The sequence below is a fragment of the Pseudotabrizicola algicola genome (assembly GCF_010915705.1).
GTDB lineage: Bacteria > Pseudomonadota > Alphaproteobacteria > Rhodobacterales > Rhodobacteraceae > Pseudotabrizicola > Pseudotabrizicola algicola.
The window spans coordinates 166,198-188,111 of record NZ_JAAIKE010000006.1 but is presented as its reverse complement, the minus strand read 5'-3'; the positions used below and the strand labels follow the sequence as shown (position 1 = coordinate 188,111).

The window sequence follows — 21,914 nt, the reverse complement described above, 5'->3', positions numbered from 1 at the left end:
TTATCCCCCGAAGGCAGTGCAGTCGCTTTCGGGCTGGTCCAGCCCCAGACTGTCGGTTTCGTTGCGCTGGTGCAGAAAGCCTTCGATGGGGGCCATTGCCACCAGGGCGCGGTCGTTCACGATGGCGACGGGTTGCCGCATCTGGCCATTCCACGCCCTGTAGGTCAGGGCGCGGCCCTTGAAGCCGTCTTGCTGGAAAGCATCCGACAGCAGGAAGGCGCGCAGATTTGCCGGATCGGCAGAGCCGGTGCGTGTGACCGCCTCGCCGATGCTGCGCACCGCCAGCCAGGCCGCGTAATCACGGCTGCGCATGTCGCGCCCAGCCGATGCCTCGAACCGGTTCTGAAGCTGCACCGCGCCCCAGGATTCCACCACCGGCGCCCAGGCTTCGGCATGCAGTCCGTGGCTTCCGGCGACAGGGCGCGGCAGCCATGTGTTGTGCAGGATGTAGCGCCCGAAATCGTCGGTGGGATCGGCAACCAGCAGCACATCATGGTCGGGCAGGTCCTGGGTAAAGCGAGGCACTTCGGCCATCGTCGACTCGCGCAGGTCAGTGTCGAAGGTCCATGCCTTTTCGCCGAGGATGGCAAGGCCGAACTTGGCCGCCGATCTGCGCAAGGAGTCGGCATAGGCCTGATCGTTCGGGGTGGGCCCGACGATCATCGCCAGTTTGCGCCATTGCTTGGCCACAAGGAATTGCATCAGGGCATCGGTGCGGGCGGCGTCTTCGGGCAGGGTGTGCAGCAGATTGGCGCGGCAATCGGCGGATCGCAGCGACGCATCGCCCGCGCTGACGTTGAACAGCAGCTTTCCCTGCGCTTCGGGCAGGTCTGCGATGGCCAGAAGATCGGAGGCCGTGCCGTCGAGCAGCACGAAAGGCGCCATCGCCAGCCCTTGCCGCGCGGCGCCGGTCAGATCCTCGCCCGGGGCCACGCTGATGATGTCCAGCCTGTAGTCATGGCCAAGGAAAGCGCCGGTTGTCTGGTTGTCGGTGACGGCGAGCTTTGCCCCCGCCAGACCGAGGTCTTCCGGCACGGGGTCCAGATTGGACAACACCGGAGGCTGCTTGATTTCCTGACGCAGATACAGGATCGGCACGTCGGTTTTCGCCGCTTGCGCGGCGGCACTGCATGGCAAGGCCAATGCGGTTGCAGCGCAAACGGCTGCCCATCTTGTCCAGTGCGGCATATGTCTGTCTCCCTGACCTCACAGTCCGGACCAAGACCCCTGCGGGCAATTCGACTATGGTCGCGGTTTGGGGGGGCGGGGCGGTGATCGCCACGAAAGTCCAATATCCGGCCGCGGCGGCGATGGGTTAGCACATCTGCGAACACCGAGGGAGGACCACAGCATGACCAGGGATTTTCGTGGAGCGAGCGCTTTTGTCGTCGCGTTTGGAATGGCCACGATGGCGTTTGCGCATGGCGACGTGGCCCCGCAGCCAGTCAACACCGATGCCCTGCCGGATGTAGGAGAGGAATGGCTCATCGAGAACCCATATCGCGCCGAGGCGGCGGGGAACGAGGTATGGTGGACCGCTGTCACGATCGGTGACAGCGCCTACAACCAGAACTGCGCGCGCTGCCACGGGCTTGGCGTTGTCTCGGGCGGGTTGGCACCGGACCTGCGCTATCTGGAGGCGGCGGAATATGGTGATGAATGGTATGTGGAGCGCTTCCGCCACGGCTACACCCAGGACGGCACCACCAAGATGCCTGCCTTCGGGGATGTGCTGGGCCAGAAGGCAGCATGGGCCATCCGGACCTATATCGAGACCAGACCCGAGGACGGGGCGCTGGATGCCTTTACCGCACGTCTTGGCGAAATCCGGAGCGAACTGGCCGCTGGGGGCGGCGACGAGGCGGCGATCAGGGAGGAGCTGATGGCAATTGCCTTGGAGGCCAAGACAGCATCGGGCGCACCGATTGCCGATAGCGCGGCCAAACGGGCGGCGCTGGCGCTGAATGGCACCGCCGAGGGGGTCAAACATGCGACCGATGCCCTGACGATCGGGCTGTCGGCAGCGAATTGACCATGCGGCGGCTGGGCTTGGCCCTTGGCTTGGCGGTCGGCTGTTTCGTCTCTGCGGGGGGCGTTGCCTTTGCGCGATGTGAAAACGTCGCGCCCGGGCAGCGCCCGCAAAACACCGCGCGCGAGTTTGTCGGGCAGACCCTCGACGAAATCGTGGACCGTGGCACCCTGACCATCGCGGTCTACGAGGATTTTCCGCCCTATAGCTGGCAAGAGGGGGAGACCCCGAAGGGCGTCGACATCGAAGTGGGGCGCATTCTGGCCGAAGGCTTGGGGGTGCAGCCCGAGTTCCGCTTTGTTCAGGCGGGCGAGACGCTTCAGACCGACCTGATGAGCTATGTCTGGCGCGGCACGGTGCAGCGTGAACCCGTTTCCAACGTGATGCTGCGGGTGCCCTATAACAGCGCCTTCACCTGTCTGGTGGAACAGGTTGTCTTTACGGGCCAATATGCCAACGAACAGATTGCGATTGCCTATTCGCGCGAGGCCTATCCCGATGCCGTGCCATCGGACAAGGACCGCCACGATGACGCCCCTGTGCCGGCCTTTTTCCGGTTTGATACGGTCGCGGTGGAGAATGACTCCATTGCCGACTTCTATCTGACTGCCTTTCCGGGGGGGCAGATCGGCCCCAACATCCGCCGATTTGGCGCGATGGCGGAAGGGATGGCCGCGCTGGCGCAAGGGGAGGTGATGGCGGCGATGGGGCCTCTGGCGCAACTGGAGTTCGCGCTTGCAGAGGGGATTGCCGTTCACCGCCCGCCCTTGCCGAACTTTGCCCTGTCGTCGTGGACAGTCGGGATTGCGGTGCATCACAGCCACCGCGATCTGGCCTATGCGCTGGATGATGCGATTACGGCCGCCTTGGGCGATGGCCGGATCGAAGCGGCCTATGCCGCCTATGGGCTGCACTTTTTGCCGCCCGATCGCTAGGGGTGGCGCGGCCTAAAGGGTCATCAGGTTGCCCGCAGGATCGACGAGGGCGATGCGCGACACCTCGGGCATCTGCTGTTTGAGCGCGGCGATCCGGTCTTGCGTCAGGAAGACGAGCGCGGTGGACAGCCCATCCGCCAGCGCCGCGCTTTGGGCCTGAACCGCGACGGTTGACCAGAGCAAGGGCAGGCCGGCGGGGTGCAGCAGGTGCGGCTTGCCGCCCACCAGCGTGGCCCGCGCCGAGGAGACGGCAAGCGCGCTGTTGCGCAGGTGCCATTGCGCCAGAAGCCCCGCCTCGGGGTCTTCGATGCCCAGACGGAACGGGCCGCCCATCGCGGCCAGTTCACCGATGTTGACAAGCGCCTTGGCAAAGCCGTGACCGGCGAGGTGATGGCGGACAAGATCGGTGGCAAAGCCTTGGGCAATGCCGTTGAACGTCAGCGCCTGCCCGTTGGCAAGGGTGATCTCTGGTCCAAGCGTGATGTGATGCCAGCCGACGGGGCCGCGCGGCGGATGGCCTTCGGCAAGCGCTGTCCACAGGGGCTGCACGCTGGGATCAAACGCCCCGCCGGTCAGCAGGTTCAGCCGCGCCGAGAGGGTCATCAGGTCTGCGAACCATGCGCTGGGCTGCAACCTGCCCGTGCGGTTCAGGCGGGTGAGCTCGGATGTCCGGTAAAGGCTGAAGCTGTCTTCGACCCGTGCAAGCAGCGCCTCCAGACCGGCAAGCGCTGTCTGGGCCTGCTCTTGCCGCCCGTAGAGCCGCACTTCGGTTTCTGCGCCAAGGGCGGTGCCGCGCCAGACGGTTTCTGCCTGCGCCAGACGGGGCCAGGCCAATGCGGCGGCGGTGATGCTGAGAAAGCGGCGGCGCTTCATGCGGCGGGGGCCTTTTGCAGACTGCGGCCCCTGGCGGCAAGGATCAGGGGAACGCAGCGGGTGGGGTCATTGTGAATGGTGACACAGTCAAGGCATTGGAAGCATTCAGAATAGACAATCTGCCCTGTCGGCTTGATCGCGCCGTAACTGCATTTGACGCGGCAAAGCTGGCACGGCGCGCCGCAGGCCTTGCGCCTTGCGATCCAGTCGCGGCCGCGCAGCAGACCGCCAAGCGCCATCAGCGCGCCCAAGGGACAGACATAGCGGCAAAAGCCCTTGAAGGTGAACAGGCCAAGCACCAGCCAGAAGCCCGCATAGGCCACATAGATGCCATCGCGCAGGAAGAAGGTGGTGATCGCGGTCTTGAAGGGTTCGATCTCGGCGGCGGTGTCGATATGCTCGGGGGCGAGGATCACGGTTGCGACCAGCCCCGCGAGCAACAGGTATTTCAGGGCTTTGGCGCGGGTGTCCCAGCGGGCCGAAAGCTCCAGCCGGGGCAGGCGCAGCAGACGGCCGAGTTTATGGGCGAACTCCTGCAGGGCGCCGAAGGGACAGAGCCAGCCGCAAAACAACCCCCGGCCCCAGAGGACAAAGCCGATCAGCGTGACCGCCCAGACCAGAAGCGAGACAGGGTCGTAGAGCAGATAGGCAAAGCTGCCGCCCTCGACTGCGGTGCGCAGGACGGCAAGCGGCGTGACGATGGAAAGCTGCGCCTGTCCCCACCAGCCGACAAAGCCCGTGACAAAGGCCAGAACCGACAGGCGGATCGCGCCGTAGTGGCGATGGTCCGCAAGCCGGTTCATGCGCGGCCCCAAGGCCCAGAGCAAGGCGGGCAGGGCCAGTGCCAGCACGACAAGGTCCGCCGCGCGATTGCGCAGCGCCTCGAGCCACGGGGGCAGGGGTTCGGCCACCTCGGCACGGGCAAAGAAGCGCTCTGGCGTGGCATGGGTCAGCGAAAAGCCCACCATGCCGATTTCGGGCTGGAACATGCCATGCGCGCGCAGGGCCTTGGCCTCGAATTGCCAGTCGCGGGTCGGATCAAAACCAAGTCGCCGGTCGGTGCGCAGGATCATGGCGACGCCCTCTGGCACATCGGGCAGGGTCGAGAAGATGAGATCGGCATCCCGCAGGGCGATGGGCAGACCGTCTTGCGTCGCCGCCAGCAGGTCGGGCGCTGTGTTGCGCACGAAATCGGGTCCGACCAACCCGTGCCGCCCCGCGTCGATCACCAGCAGGGGCTCGTCAAAGCCGGAGACTGACAGAAAGTCCTGAAGCTCGGCCAAGGCATCGGCCGGCAGGACCGCGCGGGCAATGGCGGGTGGCCCGATGTCGACAAGCCAGAGGTCAAGGAACAGTCCCTCGGGGTCGGCGCTGGCCTCGGGGTCGTCGTCGGCCCAGACGGTGCCTGCGAAGGCGGCGTCGACCTCGGCATTGGTGACGCGCAGGTTACGGGCGATGCCCTGATCCACCAGGGCGGCCCAATCCAGCGGCTCGTCATGGTCAGGGTCGGGATAGGCGGGCGGCGCGGATTGCACCCCCTGCATCTTCTCGCGCGCGACCTGCAAGGTGGCGGCGAGGATCGATTCATGCGCGATGCGCACCGATGCCGTGGCCTTGACCACACCGTCCAGATAGACAAGACCGCCATCCCCCGCACCGGAGCCATAGCTGGTGCCGACCACCATCGGCGTATTGATGGAATGGCCGCGATATTGTTCGAGAAACTTGCGAAACGGCGCTTCGCCCAGACCCGAGACGAAAATCGGCTCGTTGTGCGAGATCAGGCGCACGTCGATGAAGCGGCCATCCAGATCGAGCATGACCAGCATGTTGACGGGCGCGCCGGAAAAACCGGGCAGGGGGGCCATCTGGGCGGTTTCAAAGACATATCCCGCCTCGGCCCCGCCCGAGTTCAGCAGCGTCCACACCCCCTTGTCATTGACAGGTTCGCCCAAGGCGTAAGGCGGCACGATGAATGGCTCGATGGTGCTGCGGGACAGCGTCTCGGCCATGAGGCCAAGGCTTTGACAGAGCCAGAACAGGGCAAACAGCATCATCCGCATGCGCAAACCTATGCCTTGGGCTGCGGAGGCTTCCATTAGACCAAGGTCGCGCGCGACAGGCGGGGCCAATCTTTTATGCTCGGGCAAATGAGCCAGACGAGCGCCCTGCACAGCCGAGTGATCTTTGCCCTGTCGGTGACGGGATTTGTGCTGTTCTGGTGGGCGCTTTCCGTGGTGCGGGGAGATCCGCGCATCCTGCCGCCGCCCTCGGATGTCCTCGGTGTGATGTGGGTCGAGGCGCAGTCGGGCCGATTGTGGCGGCACATTTCGGCCACCTTGGGGCGCGTGGTGCTGGCCTTTGGGCTGGCGATGATCTTTGGCACGGTTCTGGGGGTCTTGCTGGGCCGGATGCCACGGCTGAACCGCTGGCTTGATCCTTGGGTGTCGATCTTCCTGAACCTGCCCGCGCTTGTGGTGATCGTGCTGTGCTATCTGTGGATCGGGCTGAACGAGACGGCGGCCATTGCTGCCGTGACGATCAACAAGACCGCGATGGTGCTTGTCACGATGCGGGAGGGCGCGCGCACCTTGCGGCCCGATCTGGCAGAGATGGCGCAGGTGTTCCGCCTGTCCCCGCTGGCACGGTTGCGCCATGTGGTGCTGCCGCAGCTTGCCCCGTTTTTTGCCACCAGTGCGCGGCTTGGATTGGCGATCATCTGGAAAATCGTGCTTGTCGTCGAGTTTCTGGGTCGGTCTTCGGGGGTGGGCTTCCAGATCCACATGAAGTTCCAGATGTTCGACATCGCGGCGGTGCTGGCCTATGCCTTGGGTTTTGTCATCATCATGCTTGCGGTCGATGCCTTGGTGATCCAGCCGCTGGAGCGGCGTGCGAACCGCTGGCGGCGCGGGTGACGGGCAGCCCGGCCGGACCTTTGTGCGGTTTTTGTCTGCGGGCGGCGGATATGGCACCGAGCAAGGAAAAACCGGCCGCGCGTTGCGCGGCCGGTCTGGCAAGCCGGTCGGGGCGGGGTCAGAAGAAGCCCAGCTTGTTGGGGTTGTAGCTGACCAGCATGTTCTTGGTCTGCTGGTAATGGTCCAGCATCATCTTGTGCGTCTCGCGCCCGATGCCGGATTGCTTGTAGCCGCCAAAGGCCGCGTGGGCGGGATAGGCGTGGTAGTTGTTGACCCAGACGCGCCCTGCCTCGATCGCGCGGCCAAAGCGGTAGGCGCGGGTGCCGTCCCGCGTCCAGACACCGGCCCCGAGCCCATACATCGTGTCATTGGCGATGGCGAGCGCCTCGGCTTCGTCCTTGAAGGTGGTGACCGAAACCACGGGGCCGAAGATTTCTTCCTGGAACACCCGCATCTTGTTGTGGCCTTTCAGGATCGTGGGCTGGATGTAGAACCCGCCCGCCAGATCGCCGTTGAAGTGCGCGGCGCCGCCGCCGGCCAGCACCTCGGCCCCTTCCTCGCGGCCGATGGCAAGGTAGGACATGATCTTGTCATGCTGCATCTTTGAGGCCTGCGCGCCGACCATCGTTGTCATCTCGCGCGGATCGCCTTGCTGGATGGCCTTTACGCGGGCGATGCAGCGGGCCATAAATTCCTCGTAGATGTCCTCCTGGATCAGGGCGCGGCTCGGGCAGGTGCAGACCTCGCCCTGGTTGAAGGCAAAGAGCACGAAGCCTTCCACAGCCTTGTCGAGGAAGGCATCGTCGGCGGCCATCACGTCCGAGAAGAAGATGTTGGGCGACTTGCCGCCCAGTTCGAGCGTGACAGGGATCAGGTTGACGGTGGCGGCCTCCATGATCTTGCGGCCCGTCGCGGTCGATCCGGTGAAGGCGATCTTGGCGATGCGGCCCGAACGCACCAGCGCGTCGCCCGCTTCGGCGCCAAGCCCGTTGACGATGTTCAGAACGCCCGCCGGCAGCAGGTCGGCGATGAGTTCGGCCAGCACCATGATGGCGGCGGGGGTCTGTTCGGCGGGCTTCATCACGATGCAGTTGCCCGCTGCCAGCGCCGGAGCAAGTTTCCACGCGGCCATCAGGATCGAGAAGTTCCACGGGATGATCTGGCCGACAACGCCGAGCGGTTCGTGGAAGTGATAGGCCACGGTGTCATGGTCGATTTCCGACATCGTGCCTTCCTGGCTGCGCAGGACACCTGCGAAGTAGCGGAAATGGTCGATGGAAAGCGGAATATCGGCGAAGGTGGTTTCGCGGATCGGCTTGCCGTTGTCCCATGTCTCGGCGGCGGCCAGCAGGTCGAGATTGGCTTCCAGCCGGTCGGCGATGCGCAGCAGGATGTTCGAGCGCTCGGCGGCGCTGGTCTTGCCCCATGCGTCCTTGGCGGCATGGGCCGCGTCGAGGGCGAGGTCGATGTCTTTCTTGCCGGAACGGGCGACTTCGCAGACCTTCGCGCCGGTGATGGGCGTGATGTTGTCCATGTAGGTGCCGTCGACGGGGGGCACGAAAGTGCCGCCGATGAAGTTGTCGTAGCGGGCGCGGAACGGCGAGGTGACGCGGTATTCCGCCTGGGTCATCTGGTTCATGCTGGTCCTCCAAAACCTGCCCGGTCCTCCACCGGGTGTGCCTGGAGGCTGCGGCACGCGGTGGGCGATGTCAGCCCGACCAAGGTCTCGTGGCGGGGGCGGGTGTCTCAGGTCTGAGACAGGTCAGGACAGGTTTTCGCCGATGCCGAGGCGTTTCATGCGGCGATACATGGTCGCGCGGCCTATTCCGAGTTCGCGCGCGGCCTCCGAGACATTGCCGCCGGCGCGGGCCAAGGCGCGGTTGATCGCGGCACGCTCGGCCTTGTCAAAGCCGGCCGGCCCCTCGCTGCGTCCAATGAGATCGGAGGCTGGCATCGGGCGGACGGGGCCGGAGGCAGCCAGACCCAGCGCCTTGCGCGCGGCGCGGGTTGCGCCGATGACGATGTCATCGCCATTCACCGCCAGCAGGGTTGCCGCGTCGCGCTCTTCGGCGTCCGCGACGAGGATGCGGGCCTCGGGAAAGGCGGCGCGAAAGGTTTCCGCCTCGATCTGGCGGGCCGTCTGGGCGACCATCGCCGCGATCAGCCGGTTGAAGCCTGCGGTCTGATCGGCCCGCGCCGACGAGACATCGAGCGCGCCGATCAATTCGCCCTCGGCCCCGAAGATCGGCGCGTCCATGCAGCTCATCGCGGTGTTGCGGGCGTGGAAATGATCCTCGCGGTGGATGATGACGCGGCGCGCCTCGCTGATGCAGGTGCCAATCCCGTTGGTGCCTTCCGATGCCTCGGACCAATCCGCACCGGGTGTCAGGCCCCAGGCTTCGAAGGTGGCCAGATCGCCCGCCGCAACCCGCAGGTCGAGCACGACGCCCTCGGCATCGGTCAGCAGGACGCCGCAGCCAGAACTGCCGACCAACTGGTAGAGCGCATCCAGCTTGGGCATGGCCAGTGCCACCATCGACGCGGAACGATCGCGCCGTTCCCGCAGGGCGGTCGCATCGAAACGGCGCACGCCCGCACGCTCGCCGGGATTGAGGCCATGATGGGTCAGGGACCTGCGCCAGGACGCGGCCAGCGAGGATTTCACCGCGGCGGACGGGTCCGCTGCGGTTTCGAGCACGCGCGCGACATGTTTGGAAACATCCGGCAGCACCTGTCCCTCCACCGCGCCAGTATACGCCCCTGCCACGACGAGGCGACAGGTATTTTGCCGGCCGGTCTAGTGCTTTGGTGGGCGCAGCTTCCGGTCTTTGGCAAATCAGCCGAGGGCAGGCGCGGAGGCCGTGCTGCCGACCCTGCGCCGCGGCAGGGTCAGCGCAAACATTTGCGGGGTGAAGGCAAAGGCGAGCGTCACCGACAGCGCCACACCCCCCGCGATGGACATGGCAAAGGGGGGCCAGAACCCGCCGCCGCCAAGGATGAGGGGCAGGAAGCCCCCCACGGTGGTGACGGTGGTCGAAAGGATGTGGCGGGTCGATCCGGCGACCACATCGATCATGGCGTCACGGTTCCCCGCACGGGCGCGCGGGTCGTCCTGAAGGCCGGACAGCACCACAAGCGCCGCGTTGATCGACACGCCGATGGACCCGATCACGCCGATGATGGCATTGATCCCGAAGGGATAGCCGAAGAGCGCAAGGCAAAGCATCGACAGCCCCGCCGACAGCCCTGCCACTGCAAAGGCGATCAGCGAAAGCCGGAAAGAGTTGAAGGTCAGCACCACGACGGCAATGGAAAGCGTGATGATGAGGCCAAGAGGGGCCACCAGCGCCTTGACCGTGCTATTGCGCGCGTCACTGTCGCCACCGGTTTCGAGGCGAAGTCCGGCGGGCGGGGCATAACCTTCGGCCTTTAGCAGCGCCATCGCCTCGGCCAGCGCGACCGCAGGCAGGACGCCCGGCATCAGATAGGCCTGCACCGTGTTCACGCGCTCGCCATTGCGGCGGGTGATGGTGCTTTGTGACGGCTCCAGTCGCAGGGTGCCAAGGGTTGACAGGGGCACGGCGGGGAAGGCGCCGCTGGCGGCGATCTGCGGGGCGGCGGGGGGCAGGATGGGCATGTCGCCGATCGCCACCGGATCTTCGCGCAGGCCCGCACCAAGGCGCACGCGCACGGGCAGTTCTTCGGTGCCTTCGACCAGCGATCCGCCCGTCACGCCTTCGAGGCCCGCCTCCATCTGCCGCGCGATTTGCCCCAGATCGAGACCGAGGAGACGGGCGCGGGCCTCGTCCACCGCAAGGGTGAGCTTCGGCGTTCCACCCGCAATCTCGGTGCGCACCGTGGTGACCGATGAGACGCGGGCGAGATGGTGGCGCAGGTCCTCGCCCGCGCGGCGCAGCGCGTCGATGTCTTGCCCGACGAGGCGCAGTTCCACGGGCGCGTTGACGGGCGGCCCTTGGGTGAGGCCACGGATGACAAAGCGCGCCGTCGTAAAGCGGGGCGGCAATGTGTGCTGCAGATCGGCCAGCAGACGCTCGGTCGCGGCGGGGCTTTGCGTGCGGACAAGCGCTTGGGCAAAGGCGGGGGCCTGATCGCGGTTGCCCACCATGTTGTAATAGAAGGCCGGTGCGGATCGCCCGACCACCCATGCCACATCGGCGATTCCGTCTTTTGCAGCCAAGGCCGCGTCAATCTGGCGGACCAGACGCTGGGTTTCGCCGATGCCGGTGCCGGGGGGCAATTCCACCTCTATGTGGAGTTGATCGCGGTCAACCCCCGGAAAGAACTGGGGTGTCAGCAGGGGCAGCGCGGCGAAGCCGAGAACGGGCAGCACCAGTGACAGGGCGATGCTGCGCAAGGGATTGGCCATCGACAGCGCCAGCAAGGCGCGAAAGCCGCGCACCATCGGACCTTGGCGCAGGGCTTCAGCGCCTGTCTGCGGCAGCCACAGGCCCGACAGGGCAGGGGTGATGGTGATGGCGACGAGGAAGGACCAGACCAGCATGACGATCACCGCCGTTGCGATAGAGCCGACAAAATCGCCCGCCGGACCCGGCAACAGCAGCAATGGCAAGAAGGACAGGATGGTGGTGATGGTCGAGGCCAAGAGCGGCATCGACAGCCGGCCCACCGCCTCTGCCACTGCCGCAAGCCGCGTGAGACCCGCGCGCAGGCGCTTGCCGACTTCGTCCGCCATCACGATGGCGGCATCCACAAGCAGACCCAAGGCCACAATCAGGCCGGTCACGCTCATCTGGTGGATCGGCACCCCCAAGGCATTGAGCGTGGCAACCGATGCGAGCGAGACCACCGGCAGCACCAGCGCCACGATCAGGGCGGCGCGCCAGCCCAGCGTGACAAACAGCACGATCACGACCAAGGCGATCCCCTGCGCCATGTTCACGCCCACCTCTGCCAGCCGGTCGGCGGTGTAGCGGCTTTGATCGAACACGGTTTGCACCGACATTCCCCAGGGCAGGGCTGCCGATTGTGCTGCCACGGCGCTGCGCATGTCTGCCATCCAGCGATCGACCTGGAGTCCGTCGGTGAGCTTGGCCGACACCAGAATTGCAGGTTGTCCGCGAAACAGCGCCGCTTCGGACAGCGGCTGGCGGGGCCCGCGGGTGATCTGCGCCACATCGCCGAGCAGGGTAAGCCTGCCCGCCGCATCTTCGCGCAGCACCACGGCGCGCAGGCGGTCAAGCGAGGTGATTTCGCCTGTGATGCCGAGGACAAGATCGCTGGTCTCTGCCCGCAGGCGCCCGGACTGGACCTTGGCATCGGCGGCACGGATGGCGGCAGAGACGGCATCGGGAGTCATCCCCAGCGCGGCGATGCGGTCGGGGTCGAGCGTGACCAGAACCTCTTCGTCCGGCAGCCCGTGCAGGTCGACGAGGCTGGTGCCCGCCACACGGCGCAGCGCATCGGCCAGCGCCTCGGCTTCGCGCGCGGCGCGGGTCAGGCTGAGGCCCTCGGGAAAGGTCAGCGCGAAGATCGCCGCATAGCCGCCTGCGCCATCGCTGTTGAAATCCGGCTCTTGCACGCCGGGCGGGAAGCTGCGCTGCGCCTCTTTCACCGCGTCACGCACCTGCGCCCAAAGCTGTTCGATCTGGTTGGCCGGAACGGTCTCGACCAGTTCGACCGAGATCACCGAGATTGCGGTTCCCGAGGTCGAGGTGACTTCGGCGATTTCGGGAATGGCGCGCAGTTCGGTTTCGATCTTGGTGGTCACCAAGGCCTCGACACGGGCCGGATCAGCGCCGGGGAACACGGTGGTGACGGTGGCAAAGATGTTGGTGATGGTCGGGTCCTCTTGCCGCCCGATAGAGAAAAGTGCGGAAAGGCCTGACGAGAGGATGACGAGGCAGGCGAGGATCACAAGGCGCGGCTGGCGGAAGAACAGGGTGCCCATGATCTATTCCGCCTGTGCAAGGATGATCTGGCCGGGGGTGACACGGGCGGGGGCCTCTGCCACGATCCGCCCGCCCGCTGGCAAGAGGCCGCGCAGATAGACGCGCGCGCCGTCGGTGTGGATCACCTCGACTGCGGCAGGCAAGGTGCGGTCGCCGTCCGCCGTCGTCTCGACGGCCATGACCGACCAGCTTCCGCGCGCGCCTTCCCGCAGCGCCCCCAGCGGTGCCCAGAAGCCCGGCTCTGCCACCTGCTGCGCCACAAGCAGCGCGACGGTATCACCGAGCACCGCAGCCTTTTCGCCCGGAAGGCCGAGGATCACCGAGCGGCTGCGCGTGCCGGGGTCGAGGTCGGGGCGGATCTGGATCAGCTGGGCGACCTGCACCGTGCCGCCGATGTCCACCTGCAGCCTGTCACCCACGCGGAGCCTTGCCGCAATCTGCGCCGGAAGGCCGACGCGGGCCTTGGGCGGGGCCGCGTCGAACAGCACCAGCACCGGTTGCCCCCCTGCCACCGTCTGCCCCGGATCGGCCAGCCGTTGTCCGATGCGCGCGGCAAAAGGTGCGCGCAGCACCGATTTTTCCAGCCGCACATCGACGCCCGCAATGCGCGCGCGGAGGGCGGCCATTCCGGCCTCGAGCCGGACAAGCCGCAAGCGCGCTTCATCCTGCGCCGCGACCGAGCGAAATCCGCGTTCGGTCAGGCTGTCGTTGCGGGCAAGGGTGAGGCGGGCCAGTTCTGCATCTGCCTGCAATGCTGCCAGTTCAGCCTCCAGCGCGGCGCGTTCGGGCAGCAGGGCGCTGATGTCGAGCCGCGCGAGGATGCTGCCTTCGGTCACCAGATCGCCTTCGCCCACCAGCAGTTCGGTGATGCGCCCGCCGAATTCAAAGCCGAGATCCGCCCGTGTGGCGGCTTCGACCTGTCCGGTAAAGCGGCGGGTGATGGTGTAGCCGTCGCTCGGGGCGACGCGCATGACGCCGACGGGCGTAAGCGGGGCTTGCTGCCCGTCGCTTTCTCCGCCCTGACGGGCGATCATCGCGTATCCGGCCAGCCCTGTGGCCCCTGCGATGCCGAAAACAAGGATTGTCACCAATGGGGTCATCGCGCGGCGCAGTGCCTTGCGGAAACGAGAGGATTCATGTGCGGCCATCGTGTGTTCCCCCTGTCTGGGCGGGTCCGGTCTTTAATGTGAGTGATTCTTACATATGTGAGTGATACTCACTTTGGCAAGCGATTCCGCGCGCCCTTGTCCTGAAAAGTGAGAGTTGCTAACTTTGCAGGCAAAGCCGCGCTGACCGAAAGCTCTGTCCAATGCCTGACGCCAAAGCCAAGACCGCGCCGACACGGGCCGCCTATCATCATGGCGACTTGCGCGCGCAACTTATCTCTGCCGTGCGTTCCTTGGTGGAAACCCACGGCCCCGACGGGTTTTCTGTTGCCGAGGCGGCGCGGCGGGCCGGAGTGAGTTCGGCCGCGCCTTACAAGCATTTCAAGGACCGCGCGGAGATCTTGCGCGGGGTGTGCAGCGAAGCGATGGACAGGCTGCGGGCCGAAATGGAAGCCGGAGCGGGCCGCTATCCGGAAGGGTCTGCCGAGGCGGTGGCGGCTGTCGGGCTTGCCTATGTGACCTTTGCCAAGACAGAGCCGGGTGTGTTCCGGCTGGTGTTCGGGCTGACCGAAGGGCATGAAAACGCGCCCGATTTGCAATCCAAGGGCGAGGGTTGCTTTGGCGTGGTTGTGGGGGCGGTCGCGGCGCATCAGCGCCTGTCCCCTGACGATCCGCAGGTTCTGTATCGGGCCTATATCCTGTGGACCTTTGTCCACGGTCATTCTTTCCTGACGATAGACAACAAGGTCAGCGTGGCCAGCGCACAGATCGATGACTGGAGCTATCTGCTGACCGTGAGCCGCGCGATCCTGACACAGCCAAGCGCGGGTCAGCCGACCTCTGGCGCGGGCATCGGCTAGCGCTCTGCGAAATCGGCAGTCGTGGCGTTGGCGATCTGTGCCAGCCGGTCGGGGGCGATCTCGAAAAGGTGGTTTGGCGTTCCCCCTGCCGCCCAAACGCAGGCAAAGGAAAGCAGGGTCTGATCCATCCACGTCGGAAGCGGTTCGAGATGGCCGACGGGGGCAACGCCGCCGATGGCAAATCCGGTGCGTTGACGGATCGCCTCGGGCTTGGCCTGCCGCACCGCGCCGCCGACGAGGGCGGCGGCTTTGGCCAGATCGACGCGGTTCCCGCCTGCGGTGATGAACAGAAGCAGGTGCTGGCTGTCTGATGCCTCGAGGATGATCGACTTGGCGATCTGGTCGACGACCACCCCCAGCGCGGTTGCCGCCTCTTGCGCGGTGCGGGTGGACTGGGCCAGGGCGCGCACCCGGGGAACCAGCCCGGCCTGTTCAAGGGCACGCTCGACGCGTTCGACGCTGCTGCTCATGCGCGGTCATCCTTCATGGAAAATAGCCGATGGTGTCGGATTTAGGCTGGATCATTGCGACGGCGTCAATCTGCACGGCGGCGCCGTGTGGCAGGCCAGCCACGCAGGCGGCACTGCGCACATGGGTTCCCTTGGGGCCGAGGAGTGCGGAAAACTGGTCCGAAGCCGCCTGCGCAACGGTCTGGAGATCGGGAAACTGCGGGCAAGCGTTGACCAGAACGGTGATGCGCGCGATCTGGCGCAAGCGGTGCCAGTCGCCCTCTAGCGCCGCGCCGATCCGGGCCAGAACCCCGAGCGCAGACTGGCGGGCGGCGTGGCTGGCTGCCTTGACCGACAGGTCGTCTCCGGCGCGGCCCGCGATCAGCGCCGTGCTGTCACAGGAAAGCTGGCCGCCCACATAAAGCCATTCACCGAGGCACAGCCAGTCTGGCCCCGGACCTGACAGGCGCGAATCCGGCAGCCGGAGGTTCAGACTTTGCAACCGCTGTTCGACCGGATGGGTCATGGTGCGCGACACTCCTTGGCAAACGGATCAGCCGGGCAATGCGGTTTGCAGCGCCGCGAGACCGGACCTATGGCCCGCAGACAGCGCCAGAACCGCTTGCGCCAGCGCGTGACGGTCGATTCCGAAATGGCGATAGAGATCGCCGATCGTGCCGGTCTGGCCGAAATGCTCGACGCCCCGTGCGACGGTGCGGTGGCCGCAGACCGCGCCGAGCCATGCCAATGTGGCCGGATGGCCGTCGATGACCGTCAACAGGAGGCAGTCGCGCGGCAGGTCGCGCAACAGGGTTTCGATGTGGCTGCGGGCATGGGGCCTGCCCTTGATGCGGGCGCGCTGGGCCGCTGTCCAGCCTGCGTTCAGACGGTCTGCCGAGGTGACGGCCAGCACGCCCACATCGCGCCGATGCCCGCCAAGCAGGCCGGCAGCGGCAATCGCCTCGGGTGCGATGCAGCCCTGATAGGCGATCACGACATCACAGTTCGGCCCCGGTTTGCGCAGCCAGTAGGCGCCATCGATCGCCCCCTGACGGAAGGCATCGTCATGGCGTTTGCCCGGCTGATCGATCGGGTTGGTCGAGAGCCGCAGGTAAACCGACCCTCCGGTTTCGTCGCGCAGCCATGTCCGCTCGTCCGGATCACCGTCACCCGATCTTTGCATATAGTCGAAGGCCCATTCCATGATGACGGCGAGTTCATCGGCAAAGGCGGGCTCGAAGGCTGCGAGACCGTCCTGTGACATCCCTGTCAGGGGGGTGCCGATGGATTGGTGCGCGCCGCCTTCGGGTGCGAGCGTCACGCCCGAAGGGGTGCCGACGATCATGAAGCGGGCGTCCTGATAGCAGGCGTAGTTGAGGGCATCGAGACCACGATGGACGAAGGGGTCGTAGACGGTGCCGATGGGAAACAGGCGCTTGCCGAACAGGCTGTGCGACAGGCCCGCCGCGCCCAGCAGCAGAAACAGGTTCATCTCGGCGATGCCCAATTCGATGTGCTGGCCTTCGGGGGTGAAATCCCACTTGGCGGTCGAGGGGATGCGATGTTCGATGAAGGCATCCGACTGGGCCTTGCGGGCAAACAGTTTGCGCCTGTTGACCCAGGGGCCGAGGCTGGTGGTGCCTGTCACATCCGGCGACGTGGTGACGATGCGCGCGGCCAAGGCGCTGTCCCCCTTGGAGAGGGCGTCAAGGATCTTGCCGAAGGCGGCTTGGGTGGACACCTCGCGCTCGGCATCGCCGGAGATGGCGGGAACGGGCAGTCTGGCATCGGCATGGCGGCGGCTGCCCTTGGCGAAGAACGGCACGCGCGCCAGAAAGGCCTCGAGCGCGGCCACGTCCTTCACGGCGGCGAAACGCTCCCATTCCGCGCCCTGCGGCACCCCCATATGCTTTTGCCACGCGGCGAACTGGGTCGGGTTCATCAGGCCGCCGTGGTTATCCTTGTGTCCGGCAATCGGCGTTCCCCAGCCCTTGATCGTATAGGCCAGAATGCAGGTCGGGCGGTCAGAGGTGATTGCGTCGAATGTCTCGGCCATCGTCTGGACGCAGTTGCCGCCGAGGTTTTCCATCAGGGCCGCCAGTTCGGCATCGGTGCGCCTGTCGATCAGCGCCGATACATCGCCCTGATCGCCCAGATCATCCAGCAGCCGTTTGCGCCAGACCGCCCCGCCCATGAAGGTCAGCGCCGCATAATCCTGGTTCGGGCAGGCATCTATCCAGTCGCGCAGCGCGGTGCCGCCCGGTTCCGCAAAGGCGGCGCGCTGCAAGGCACCGTACTTCACGCGCACCACATCCCAGCCGAAGGCGTCGAAAATCTTTTCGACCCGCGCGAACAAGCCTTCGCGCACGATCCCGTCAAGGGACTGGCGGTTGTAATCCACGATCCACCAGCAATTGCGCAGATCGTTCTTCCACCCCTCTTGCAGCGCCTCGTAGATATTGCCCTCGTCAAGCTCGGCATCACCCACCAAGGCGACCATGCGACCCAGAGGCAGATCGCGGCCCCATGATTTTGCCCAGATGTAATCCTGCACCAGGGAGGCAAAGGAAGTGATCGCCACGCCAAGCCCGACAGAGCCTGTCGAGAAATCCACATCATCTGTGTCCTTGGTGCGGCTGGGGTAGCTTTGCACACCGCCCAAGCCCCGGAAGTTCGCCATTTTCTCGCGGGTTTGCCGCCCCATGAGATATTGGATCGCGTGGAACACCGGCGAGGCATGCGGTTTGACCGCCACACGGTCCTCGGGGCGCAGCGCGTGAAAATAGAGCGCCGTCATGATCGACACCATGGAGGCCGATGACGCCTGATGCCCGCCGATCTTGATCCCGTCCACCTTTGGCCGCACGTGGTTGGCGTGGTGGATCATCCAATGCGACAACCAGAGCAGCCTTTGTTCAAGGGTCTTGAGGGGGGTGCTGTTTTCGGTCATGGCGGTCTCCGGCTGGATGGGGGAAAATCGCCCGCGATGTGCGGGCGATCCGGGGCGCGGGGCGGGGGCGTTCAGCCTTCCTTGTAGTAGTAGCTGTAGCCGTTAAGCGCTGGTGCGCCGCCCAGATGGGCGTAAAGCACCCTTGAGCCTTCGGGGAAGAAGCCCTTGCGCGTCAGATCGATCATGCCCTGCATCGATTTGCCTTCATAGACCGGATCGGTGATCATCGCCTCGGTCCGGGCCGCAAGCCGGATGGCCTCGTTCGTCTCGTCCGACGGAACGCCATAGGCGGGGTAGGCGTAGTCGGGATTGATGACGATTTCATCGTCGCGCACCTTGCGGCCAAGGCCAACCAGTTCCGCCGAGTTGTCAACGATCTGCCGGACTTGCGCACGGGTCTGCTCGAGCGTGCCGGAGGCGTCGATGCCGATGACGCTTTGCGCGCGGTCCTGCGCCGCGAAGCCCACGATCATGCCCGCCTGTGTCGAGCCTGTCACCACGCAGACCACGATGTAATCGAAGGTGAAGCCGAGGTCTTTTTCCTGCGCGGCGACCTCTTCGGCAAATCCGATATAGCCGAGCGCGCCATATTTGTGGACGCTGGCCCCTGCCGGTATCGGATAGGGGACCCCGCCCGCATCTTTCACCGACTGGATCGCGTTTTCCCAGCTTTGCCGGATGCCGATGTCGAAGCCATCATCGACAAGCCGCGAGTCTGCCCCCATGAGCCGCGTCATCAGGATGTTGCCGACGCGGTCATAGACGGCATCGAAGTGCGGCACCCATTTTTCCTGCACCACGACGCATTTCATGCCGATCTTGGCGGCCGTTGCCGCCACCATCCGCGTGTGGTTGGACTGCACGCCGCCAATCGAGACAAGCGTATCGGCCCCCGATTTGATCGCATCGGGAACGATGTATTCCAGCTTGCGCAGCTTGTTGCCGCCCATCGCAAGGCCGGAGTTGCAATCGTCGCGCTTGGCGTAAATCTGCACCTTTCCGCCCAAAGCCTCGGTCAGGCGCGGCAGGTGTTCGATGGGCGTGGGGCCGAAGGTCAGCGGATAACGTTCGAATTTTTCAAGAAGCGACATGCGGGGTCTCCTGTGTTTCGCCTTGCAGGCAGCGTAACAGGAAGGCGCGATGACGCGATTTCATAGTTGTGGCTTGTTTTTTTCTTTTATTTTATGGAAGCCGTATGAACATTAGACAGAATCAAGATTTGGTAACTTAATTGAAAGAATCCTCAACAGGTGATCTCGACCGAATCGACCGTAACATTTTGCGGGCGCTGCAAAAGGACGGGCGTCTTGCCAATGCCGATCTTGCCAAACTGGTGAATGTCAGCGCCCCCACCTGCCACCGCCGCACGCAGCGCCTGCTGGACGAAGGCTATATCACCGCGATCCGTGCTCAGGTTGCCCCCGCTGCGGTGGGGCTTGGTGCCTTGGTGATGGTCGGGGTGGTGCTGGACCGCTCGACCCCCGAAAGCTTTGCCGCATTCGAGGCGGCGGTGGGCGCGATGAAGGAAGTGCTGGACTGCAACCTTGTCGCGGGCGATTTCGATTATCTGCTCAAGATACGGGTCCGCGACATGGCGGGGTTCAACCTGCTTCACGGGCGGCAGCTGATTTCCCTGCCGGGGGTGCGGCAGATCCGGACCTTCTTTGTGCTCAAGGAAGTGAAGGACAACGCGCTTTTGTCTTTCTAGCGTCTGGCGCCGCAGAGGGTTGATGCCCTGCGCAGAGTGTCGCAACCTGCGGCAAAGATCGGGCAACGCGGGAAGGCAGGGCCATGGACGGAACAGTGATCGGACGGATTTGGTCACCAGAGGCGGGCGGCCCTTCGGTCATCACGCTGCGGCAGGGCCGGGTGATCGACATCACCTGCCGCGCGGCGCCTCTGGTGCGCGACATCTGCGAGATGGAGGACCCTGCGGGATATGTGCAATCCGCCGAGGGGCGGGATATCGGCACGCTCGAAGATCTGATGGCGGCGGCTGTCGGGGATATGGGGCGGCCGCATCTGCTGGCCCCGTGCGATTTGCAGGCGGTGAAGGCCTGCGGCGTGACCTTTGCCGGGTCGATGGTGGAGCGCGTGATCGAGGAACGCGCGAGCGGTGATCCGGCGCGGGCCGAAGCCATCCGCGCCCGTGTGGGCGCCGCGATCGGTGACAGCCTGCGCAACATCAGGCCCGGGTCTGCCGAGGCGATGGCGGTCAAGGCGGCCCTGATCGCCGAAGGGCTCTGGAGCCAGTATCTGGAGGTTGGCATCGGACCTGACGCAGAGGTGTTTTCGAAGGCGCAGGTGCTGTCCTCTGTCGGGCATGGGGCAGAAATCGGCCTGCACCCCGTGTCGAAGTGGAACAATCCCGAGCCCGAGGTCGTGCTGGCGGTCTCATCACGCGGGCAGATCGTGGGGGCGGCGCTGGGCAATGACGTGAACCTGCGCGACGTCGAAGGGCGCTCGGCGCTGCTGCTGTCCAAGGCCAAGGATAACAACGGGTCTTGTGCCATCGGACCCTTCATCCGCCTGTTCGATGCAGGGTTCGGTCTGGAGGATGTGCGCAAGGCCGAACTCGCGCTGCGAGTGGAGGGAGAGGATGGCTTTGTTCTGGAAGGACAATCCTCGATGGCGCAGATCAGCCGCGACCCCGAGGATCTGGTTGCGCAGACCATCGGGCGGCACCACCAGTATCCGGACGGGCTGATGCTGTTTCTGGGCACCCTGTTTGCCCCCACAAAGGACCGTGGCGAGGCGGGGGCGGGGTTCACGCACCATCTTGGCGATGTGGTCACGATTTCCTCGGAGGCGCTTGGCACCTTGCGCAACCGCGTGACGCTGTCGACCCGCTGCGCCGAATGGACTTTCGGGGCGCGGGCCCTGATGACCAACCTTGCCGCGCGCGGGCTGTTGTAAGGGCGGTTTGCGAAAGCGGCGGGCGGCGCCGGGCAGGGCCTGAGCGGTCAGCCCGGGCCTTGCACGGTTTGGCTGTCCTGCTCCAGCCAGTGCAGCAACTGTTGCAAGGCACGGCTGGGCGGGCGGATTTGTGGCCAAACCGCAAAGTAGCGCCCGTCCACCGTCGTGAAGCCGGTGACGGCAGGGCGAAGCCGGCCCGACCGGAACTCGGCTTCGGCCAGAAACCTTGGCAGAAGCGCGATTCCGAAGCCGAGGGCGGCTGCTTCGGCCATCTGGGTGAACTGGTCAAACAGCATGCCATGCAGATGCCCCGCATCGCAGCCGTGGCGGGCAAACCAGTCTTCCCACGCGCCCGGGCGGCTTTCGAGGTGCAGCAGCGGCATGTCCAGCAACTGGCGCGGGGCAAGCGGGGCCTGCGGCACCAAGGAGGGGGCGGCGGAGGGGATGATCTCTTCGCTGGCCAGCGCAAGGTAATCGACCCCCGGCCAGTTCCGGGCGCCAAAATGGATCGCCGCGTCAAACCCTTCGCGGCTGAAGTCGAAGGGGGCCAGCCGCGTGCCGAGGTTTACGGTGATGTCGGGATGCTGGGCCGAAAAGCGGTAGAGTCGCGGCAGCAGCCAGTGGGTGCCAAAGGCCGGCAGCACCGCGAGGTTCAGGCTGCTTTGCTCGCCCGCCGCACGTATCTTGAGACTGGCGCGGGCCAGATGCTGCAAGTATTCGCGCGTCGAGGCGGCATATTCCTTGCCCGCAGGCGTCAGTGCGAGCCCTTTGCCGTCGCGGTGCAAAAGCGCGACGCCTATCTGGTCTTGCAGCGCCTTGAGCTGTCGGCTGATCGCGGAATGGGTCAGGGACAGCTCGCTTGCCGCTGCGATGGCCGTTCCGAGCCTGTCGACCGCTTCGAGCGCGAGGAGCGAACTCACGGATGGCAAAAAGCGTCTTGGGGCGATCATG

Annotated in this window: 18 protein-coding genes; 6 read left to right on the top strand and 12 right to left on the bottom strand. The window is 65.4% G+C overall.

Going from position 1 to position 21,914, the window contains the following annotated elements:
- Window positions 1-1,188, bottom strand: coding sequence for an ABC transporter substrate-binding protein (locus tag G3572_RS17100; RefSeq protein ID WP_164614138.1), 1,188 nt, complete (start codon window positions 1,186-1,188; stop codon window positions 1-3).
- A gap of 163 nt (window positions 1,189-1,351) precedes the next feature.
- On the opposite strand from G3572_RS17100, the gene pedF reads away from it, so the two are divergent.
- Both pedF and G3572_RS17090 read left to right on the top strand, forming a co-directional pair.
- Window positions 1,352-2,032: a cytochrome c-550 PedF gene (pedF, locus tag G3572_RS17095; RefSeq protein ID WP_164614137.1), complete on the top strand. Its 681-nt coding sequence runs from the start codon at window positions 1,352-1,354 to the stop codon at window positions 2,030-2,032.
- 2 nt (window positions 2,033-2,034) lie between these two features.
- Window positions 2,035-2,964, top strand: coding sequence for a substrate-binding periplasmic protein (locus tag G3572_RS17090; protein ID WP_164614135.1), 930 nt, complete (start codon window positions 2,035-2,037; stop codon window positions 2,962-2,964).
- A 12-nt stretch (window positions 2,965-2,976) separates the two neighbouring features.
- Here the strand turns inward: G3572_RS17090 and G3572_RS17085 are convergent, their stop codons facing one another.
- Window positions 2,977-3,837, bottom strand: coding sequence for an FAD:protein FMN transferase (locus tag G3572_RS17085; RefSeq protein ID WP_164614133.1), 861 nt, complete (start codon window positions 3,835-3,837; stop codon window positions 2,977-2,979).
- A complete protein-coding gene (locus G3572_RS17080; RefSeq protein WP_164614131.1) occupies window positions 3,834-5,900 on the bottom strand; it encodes a 4Fe-4S binding protein in 2,067 nt (688 codons plus the stop codon). Before G3572_RS17080 ends, G3572_RS17085 begins: the two co-directional genes overlap by 4 nt.
- An 87-nt stretch (window positions 5,901-5,987) precedes the next feature.
- On the opposite strand from G3572_RS17080, the gene G3572_RS17075 reads away from it, so the two are divergent.
- Window positions 5,988-6,752: an ABC transporter permease gene (locus G3572_RS17075; RefSeq protein ID WP_164614129.1), complete on the top strand. Its 765-nt coding sequence runs from the start codon at window positions 5,988-5,990 to the stop codon at window positions 6,750-6,752.
- Window positions 6,753-6,870: 118 nt separating this feature from the next.
- Here the strand turns inward: G3572_RS17075 and adh are convergent, their stop codons facing one another.
- The 4 genes from adh to G3572_RS17055 form a co-directional block, all read right to left on the bottom strand.
- Window positions 6,871-8,391, bottom strand: coding sequence for an aldehyde dehydrogenase (gene adh, locus G3572_RS17070; RefSeq protein ID WP_164614127.1), 1,521 nt, complete (start codon window positions 8,389-8,391; stop codon window positions 6,871-6,873).
- 123 nt (window positions 8,392-8,514) lie between these two features.
- A complete protein-coding gene (locus G3572_RS17065; RefSeq protein ID WP_205518779.1) occupies window positions 8,515-9,480 on the bottom strand; it encodes a GAF domain-containing protein in 966 nt (321 codons plus the stop codon).
- A 108-nt stretch (window positions 9,481-9,588) separates the two neighbouring features.
- Complete coding sequence (locus tag G3572_RS17060; protein ID WP_164614125.1) at window positions 9,589-12,681, bottom strand: efflux RND transporter permease subunit; 3,093 nt, start codon at window positions 12,679-12,681, stop codon at window positions 9,589-9,591.
- Between the two features lie 3 nt (window positions 12,682-12,684).
- The gene (locus tag G3572_RS17055) at window positions 12,685-13,830 is read right to left on the bottom strand and encodes an efflux RND transporter periplasmic adaptor subunit (RefSeq protein ID WP_164614123.1); all 1,146 of its coding nucleotides are present in this window, start codon (window positions 13,828-13,830) and stop codon (window positions 12,685-12,687) included.
- A 161-nt stretch (window positions 13,831-13,991) separates the two neighbouring features.
- Here G3572_RS17055 and G3572_RS17050 point away from each other — a divergent pair, with 161 nt between their 5' ends.
- Window positions 13,992-14,648, top strand: coding sequence for a TetR/AcrR family transcriptional regulator (locus G3572_RS17050; protein WP_164614121.1), 657 nt, complete (start codon window positions 13,992-13,994; stop codon window positions 14,646-14,648).
- Here the strand turns inward: G3572_RS17050 and G3572_RS17045 are convergent.
- The 4 genes from G3572_RS17045 to G3572_RS17030 form a co-directional block, all read right to left on the bottom strand.
- On the bottom strand, window positions 14,645-15,118 hold the full coding sequence (locus tag G3572_RS17045; protein ID WP_164614119.1) for a YbaK/EbsC family protein: 474 nt from the start codon (window positions 15,116-15,118) through the stop codon (window positions 14,645-14,647). The two genes, G3572_RS17050 and G3572_RS17045, sit on opposite strands and share 4 nt — an antisense overlap.
- Window positions 15,119-15,131: 13 nt before the next feature.
- The gene (locus tag G3572_RS17040; protein WP_164614117.1) at window positions 15,132-15,623 is read right to left on the bottom strand and encodes a RidA family protein; all 492 of its coding nucleotides are present in this window, start codon (window positions 15,621-15,623) and stop codon (window positions 15,132-15,134) included.
- A 27-nt stretch (window positions 15,624-15,650) separates the two neighbouring features.
- Window positions 15,651-18,047, bottom strand: a complete 2,397-nt coding sequence (locus tag G3572_RS17035) for a thiamine pyrophosphate-binding protein (protein WP_164614115.1) — start codon at window positions 18,045-18,047, stop codon at window positions 15,651-15,653.
- A 71-nt stretch (window positions 18,048-18,118) separates the two neighbouring features.
- Entirely contained in the window at window positions 18,119-19,138 is a 1,020-nt protein-coding gene (locus tag G3572_RS17030; RefSeq protein ID WP_164614113.1) for a 1-aminocyclopropane-1-carboxylate deaminase, read from the bottom strand.
- A gap of 140 nt (window positions 19,139-19,278) precedes the next feature.
- Between G3572_RS17030 and G3572_RS17025 the strand changes: the two genes are divergently transcribed.
- Window positions 19,279-19,755, top strand: a complete 477-nt coding sequence (locus G3572_RS17025) for an Lrp/AsnC family transcriptional regulator (RefSeq protein WP_164614111.1) — start codon at window positions 19,279-19,281, stop codon at window positions 19,753-19,755.
- 83 nt (window positions 19,756-19,838) lie between these two features.
- Entirely contained in the window at window positions 19,839-20,963 is a 1,125-nt protein-coding gene (locus G3572_RS17020; protein ID WP_164614109.1) for a fumarylacetoacetate hydrolase family protein, read from the top strand.
- Window positions 20,964-21,010: 47 nt separating this feature from the next.
- Here the strand turns inward: G3572_RS17020 and G3572_RS17015 are convergent, their stop codons facing one another.
- Window positions 21,011-21,913 carry a LysR family transcriptional regulator gene (locus tag G3572_RS17015; RefSeq protein WP_164614107.1) on the bottom strand — a complete coding sequence of 301 codons (903 nt, stop codon included), beginning with the start codon at window positions 21,911-21,913 and terminating at the stop codon, window positions 21,011-21,013.
- Window position 21,914 lies beyond the last annotated feature (1 nt).

Bases quoted from the DNA above. Each gene is read 5' to 3' on its own strand.
- G3572_RS17100 (WP_164614138.1), bottom strand. From the start codon at position 1,188: ATGCCGCACTGGACAAGATGGGCAGCCGTTTGCGCTGCAACCGCATTG.
- pedF (WP_164614137.1), top strand. From the start codon at position 1,352: ATGACCAGGGATTTTCGTGGAGCGAGCGCTTTTGTCGTCGCGTTTGGA.
- G3572_RS17090 (WP_164614135.1), top strand. From the start codon at position 2,035: ATGCGGCGGCTGGGCTTGGCCCTTGGCTTGGCGGTCGGCTGTTTCGTC.
- G3572_RS17085 (WP_164614133.1), bottom strand. From the start codon at position 3,837: ATGAAGCGCCGCCGCTTTCTCAGCATCACCGCCGCCGCATTGGCCTGG.
- G3572_RS17080 (WP_164614131.1), bottom strand. From the start codon at position 5,900: ATGCGGATGATGCTGTTTGCCCTGTTCTGGCTCTGTCAAAGCCTTGGC.
- G3572_RS17075 (WP_164614129.1), top strand. From the start codon at position 5,988: ATGAGCCAGACGAGCGCCCTGCACAGCCGAGTGATCTTTGCCCTGTCG.
- adh (WP_164614127.1), bottom strand. From the start codon at position 8,391: ATGAACCAGATGACCCAGGCGGAATACCGCGTCACCTCGCCGTTCCGC.
- G3572_RS17060 (WP_164614125.1), bottom strand. From the start codon at position 12,681: ATGGGCACCCTGTTCTTCCGCCAGCCGCGCCTTGTGATCCTCGCCTGC.
- G3572_RS17055 (WP_164614123.1), bottom strand. From the start codon at position 13,830: ATGGCCGCACATGAATCCTCTCGTTTCCGCAAGGCACTGCGCCGCGCG.
- G3572_RS17050 (WP_164614121.1), top strand. From the start codon at position 13,992: ATGCCTGACGCCAAAGCCAAGACCGCGCCGACACGGGCCGCCTATCAT.
- G3572_RS17045 (WP_164614119.1), bottom strand. From the start codon at position 15,118: ATGAGCAGCAGCGTCGAACGCGTCGAGCGTGCCCTTGAACAGGCCGGG.
- G3572_RS17040 (WP_164614117.1), bottom strand. From the start codon at position 15,623: ATGACCCATCCGGTCGAACAGCGGTTGCAAAGTCTGAACCTCCGGCTG.
- G3572_RS17035 (WP_164614115.1), bottom strand. From the start codon at position 18,047: ATGACCGAAAACAGCACCCCCCTCAAGACCCTTGAACAAAGGCTGCTC.
- G3572_RS17030 (WP_164614113.1), bottom strand. From the start codon at position 19,138: ATGTCGCTTCTTGAAAAATTCGAACGTTATCCGCTGACCTTCGGCCCC.
- G3572_RS17020 (WP_164614109.1), top strand. From the start codon at position 19,839: ATGGACGGAACAGTGATCGGACGGATTTGGTCACCAGAGGCGGGCGGC.
- G3572_RS17015 (WP_164614107.1), bottom strand. From the start codon at position 21,913: ATGATCGCCCCAAGACGCTTTTTGCCATCCGTGAGTTCGCTCCTCGCG.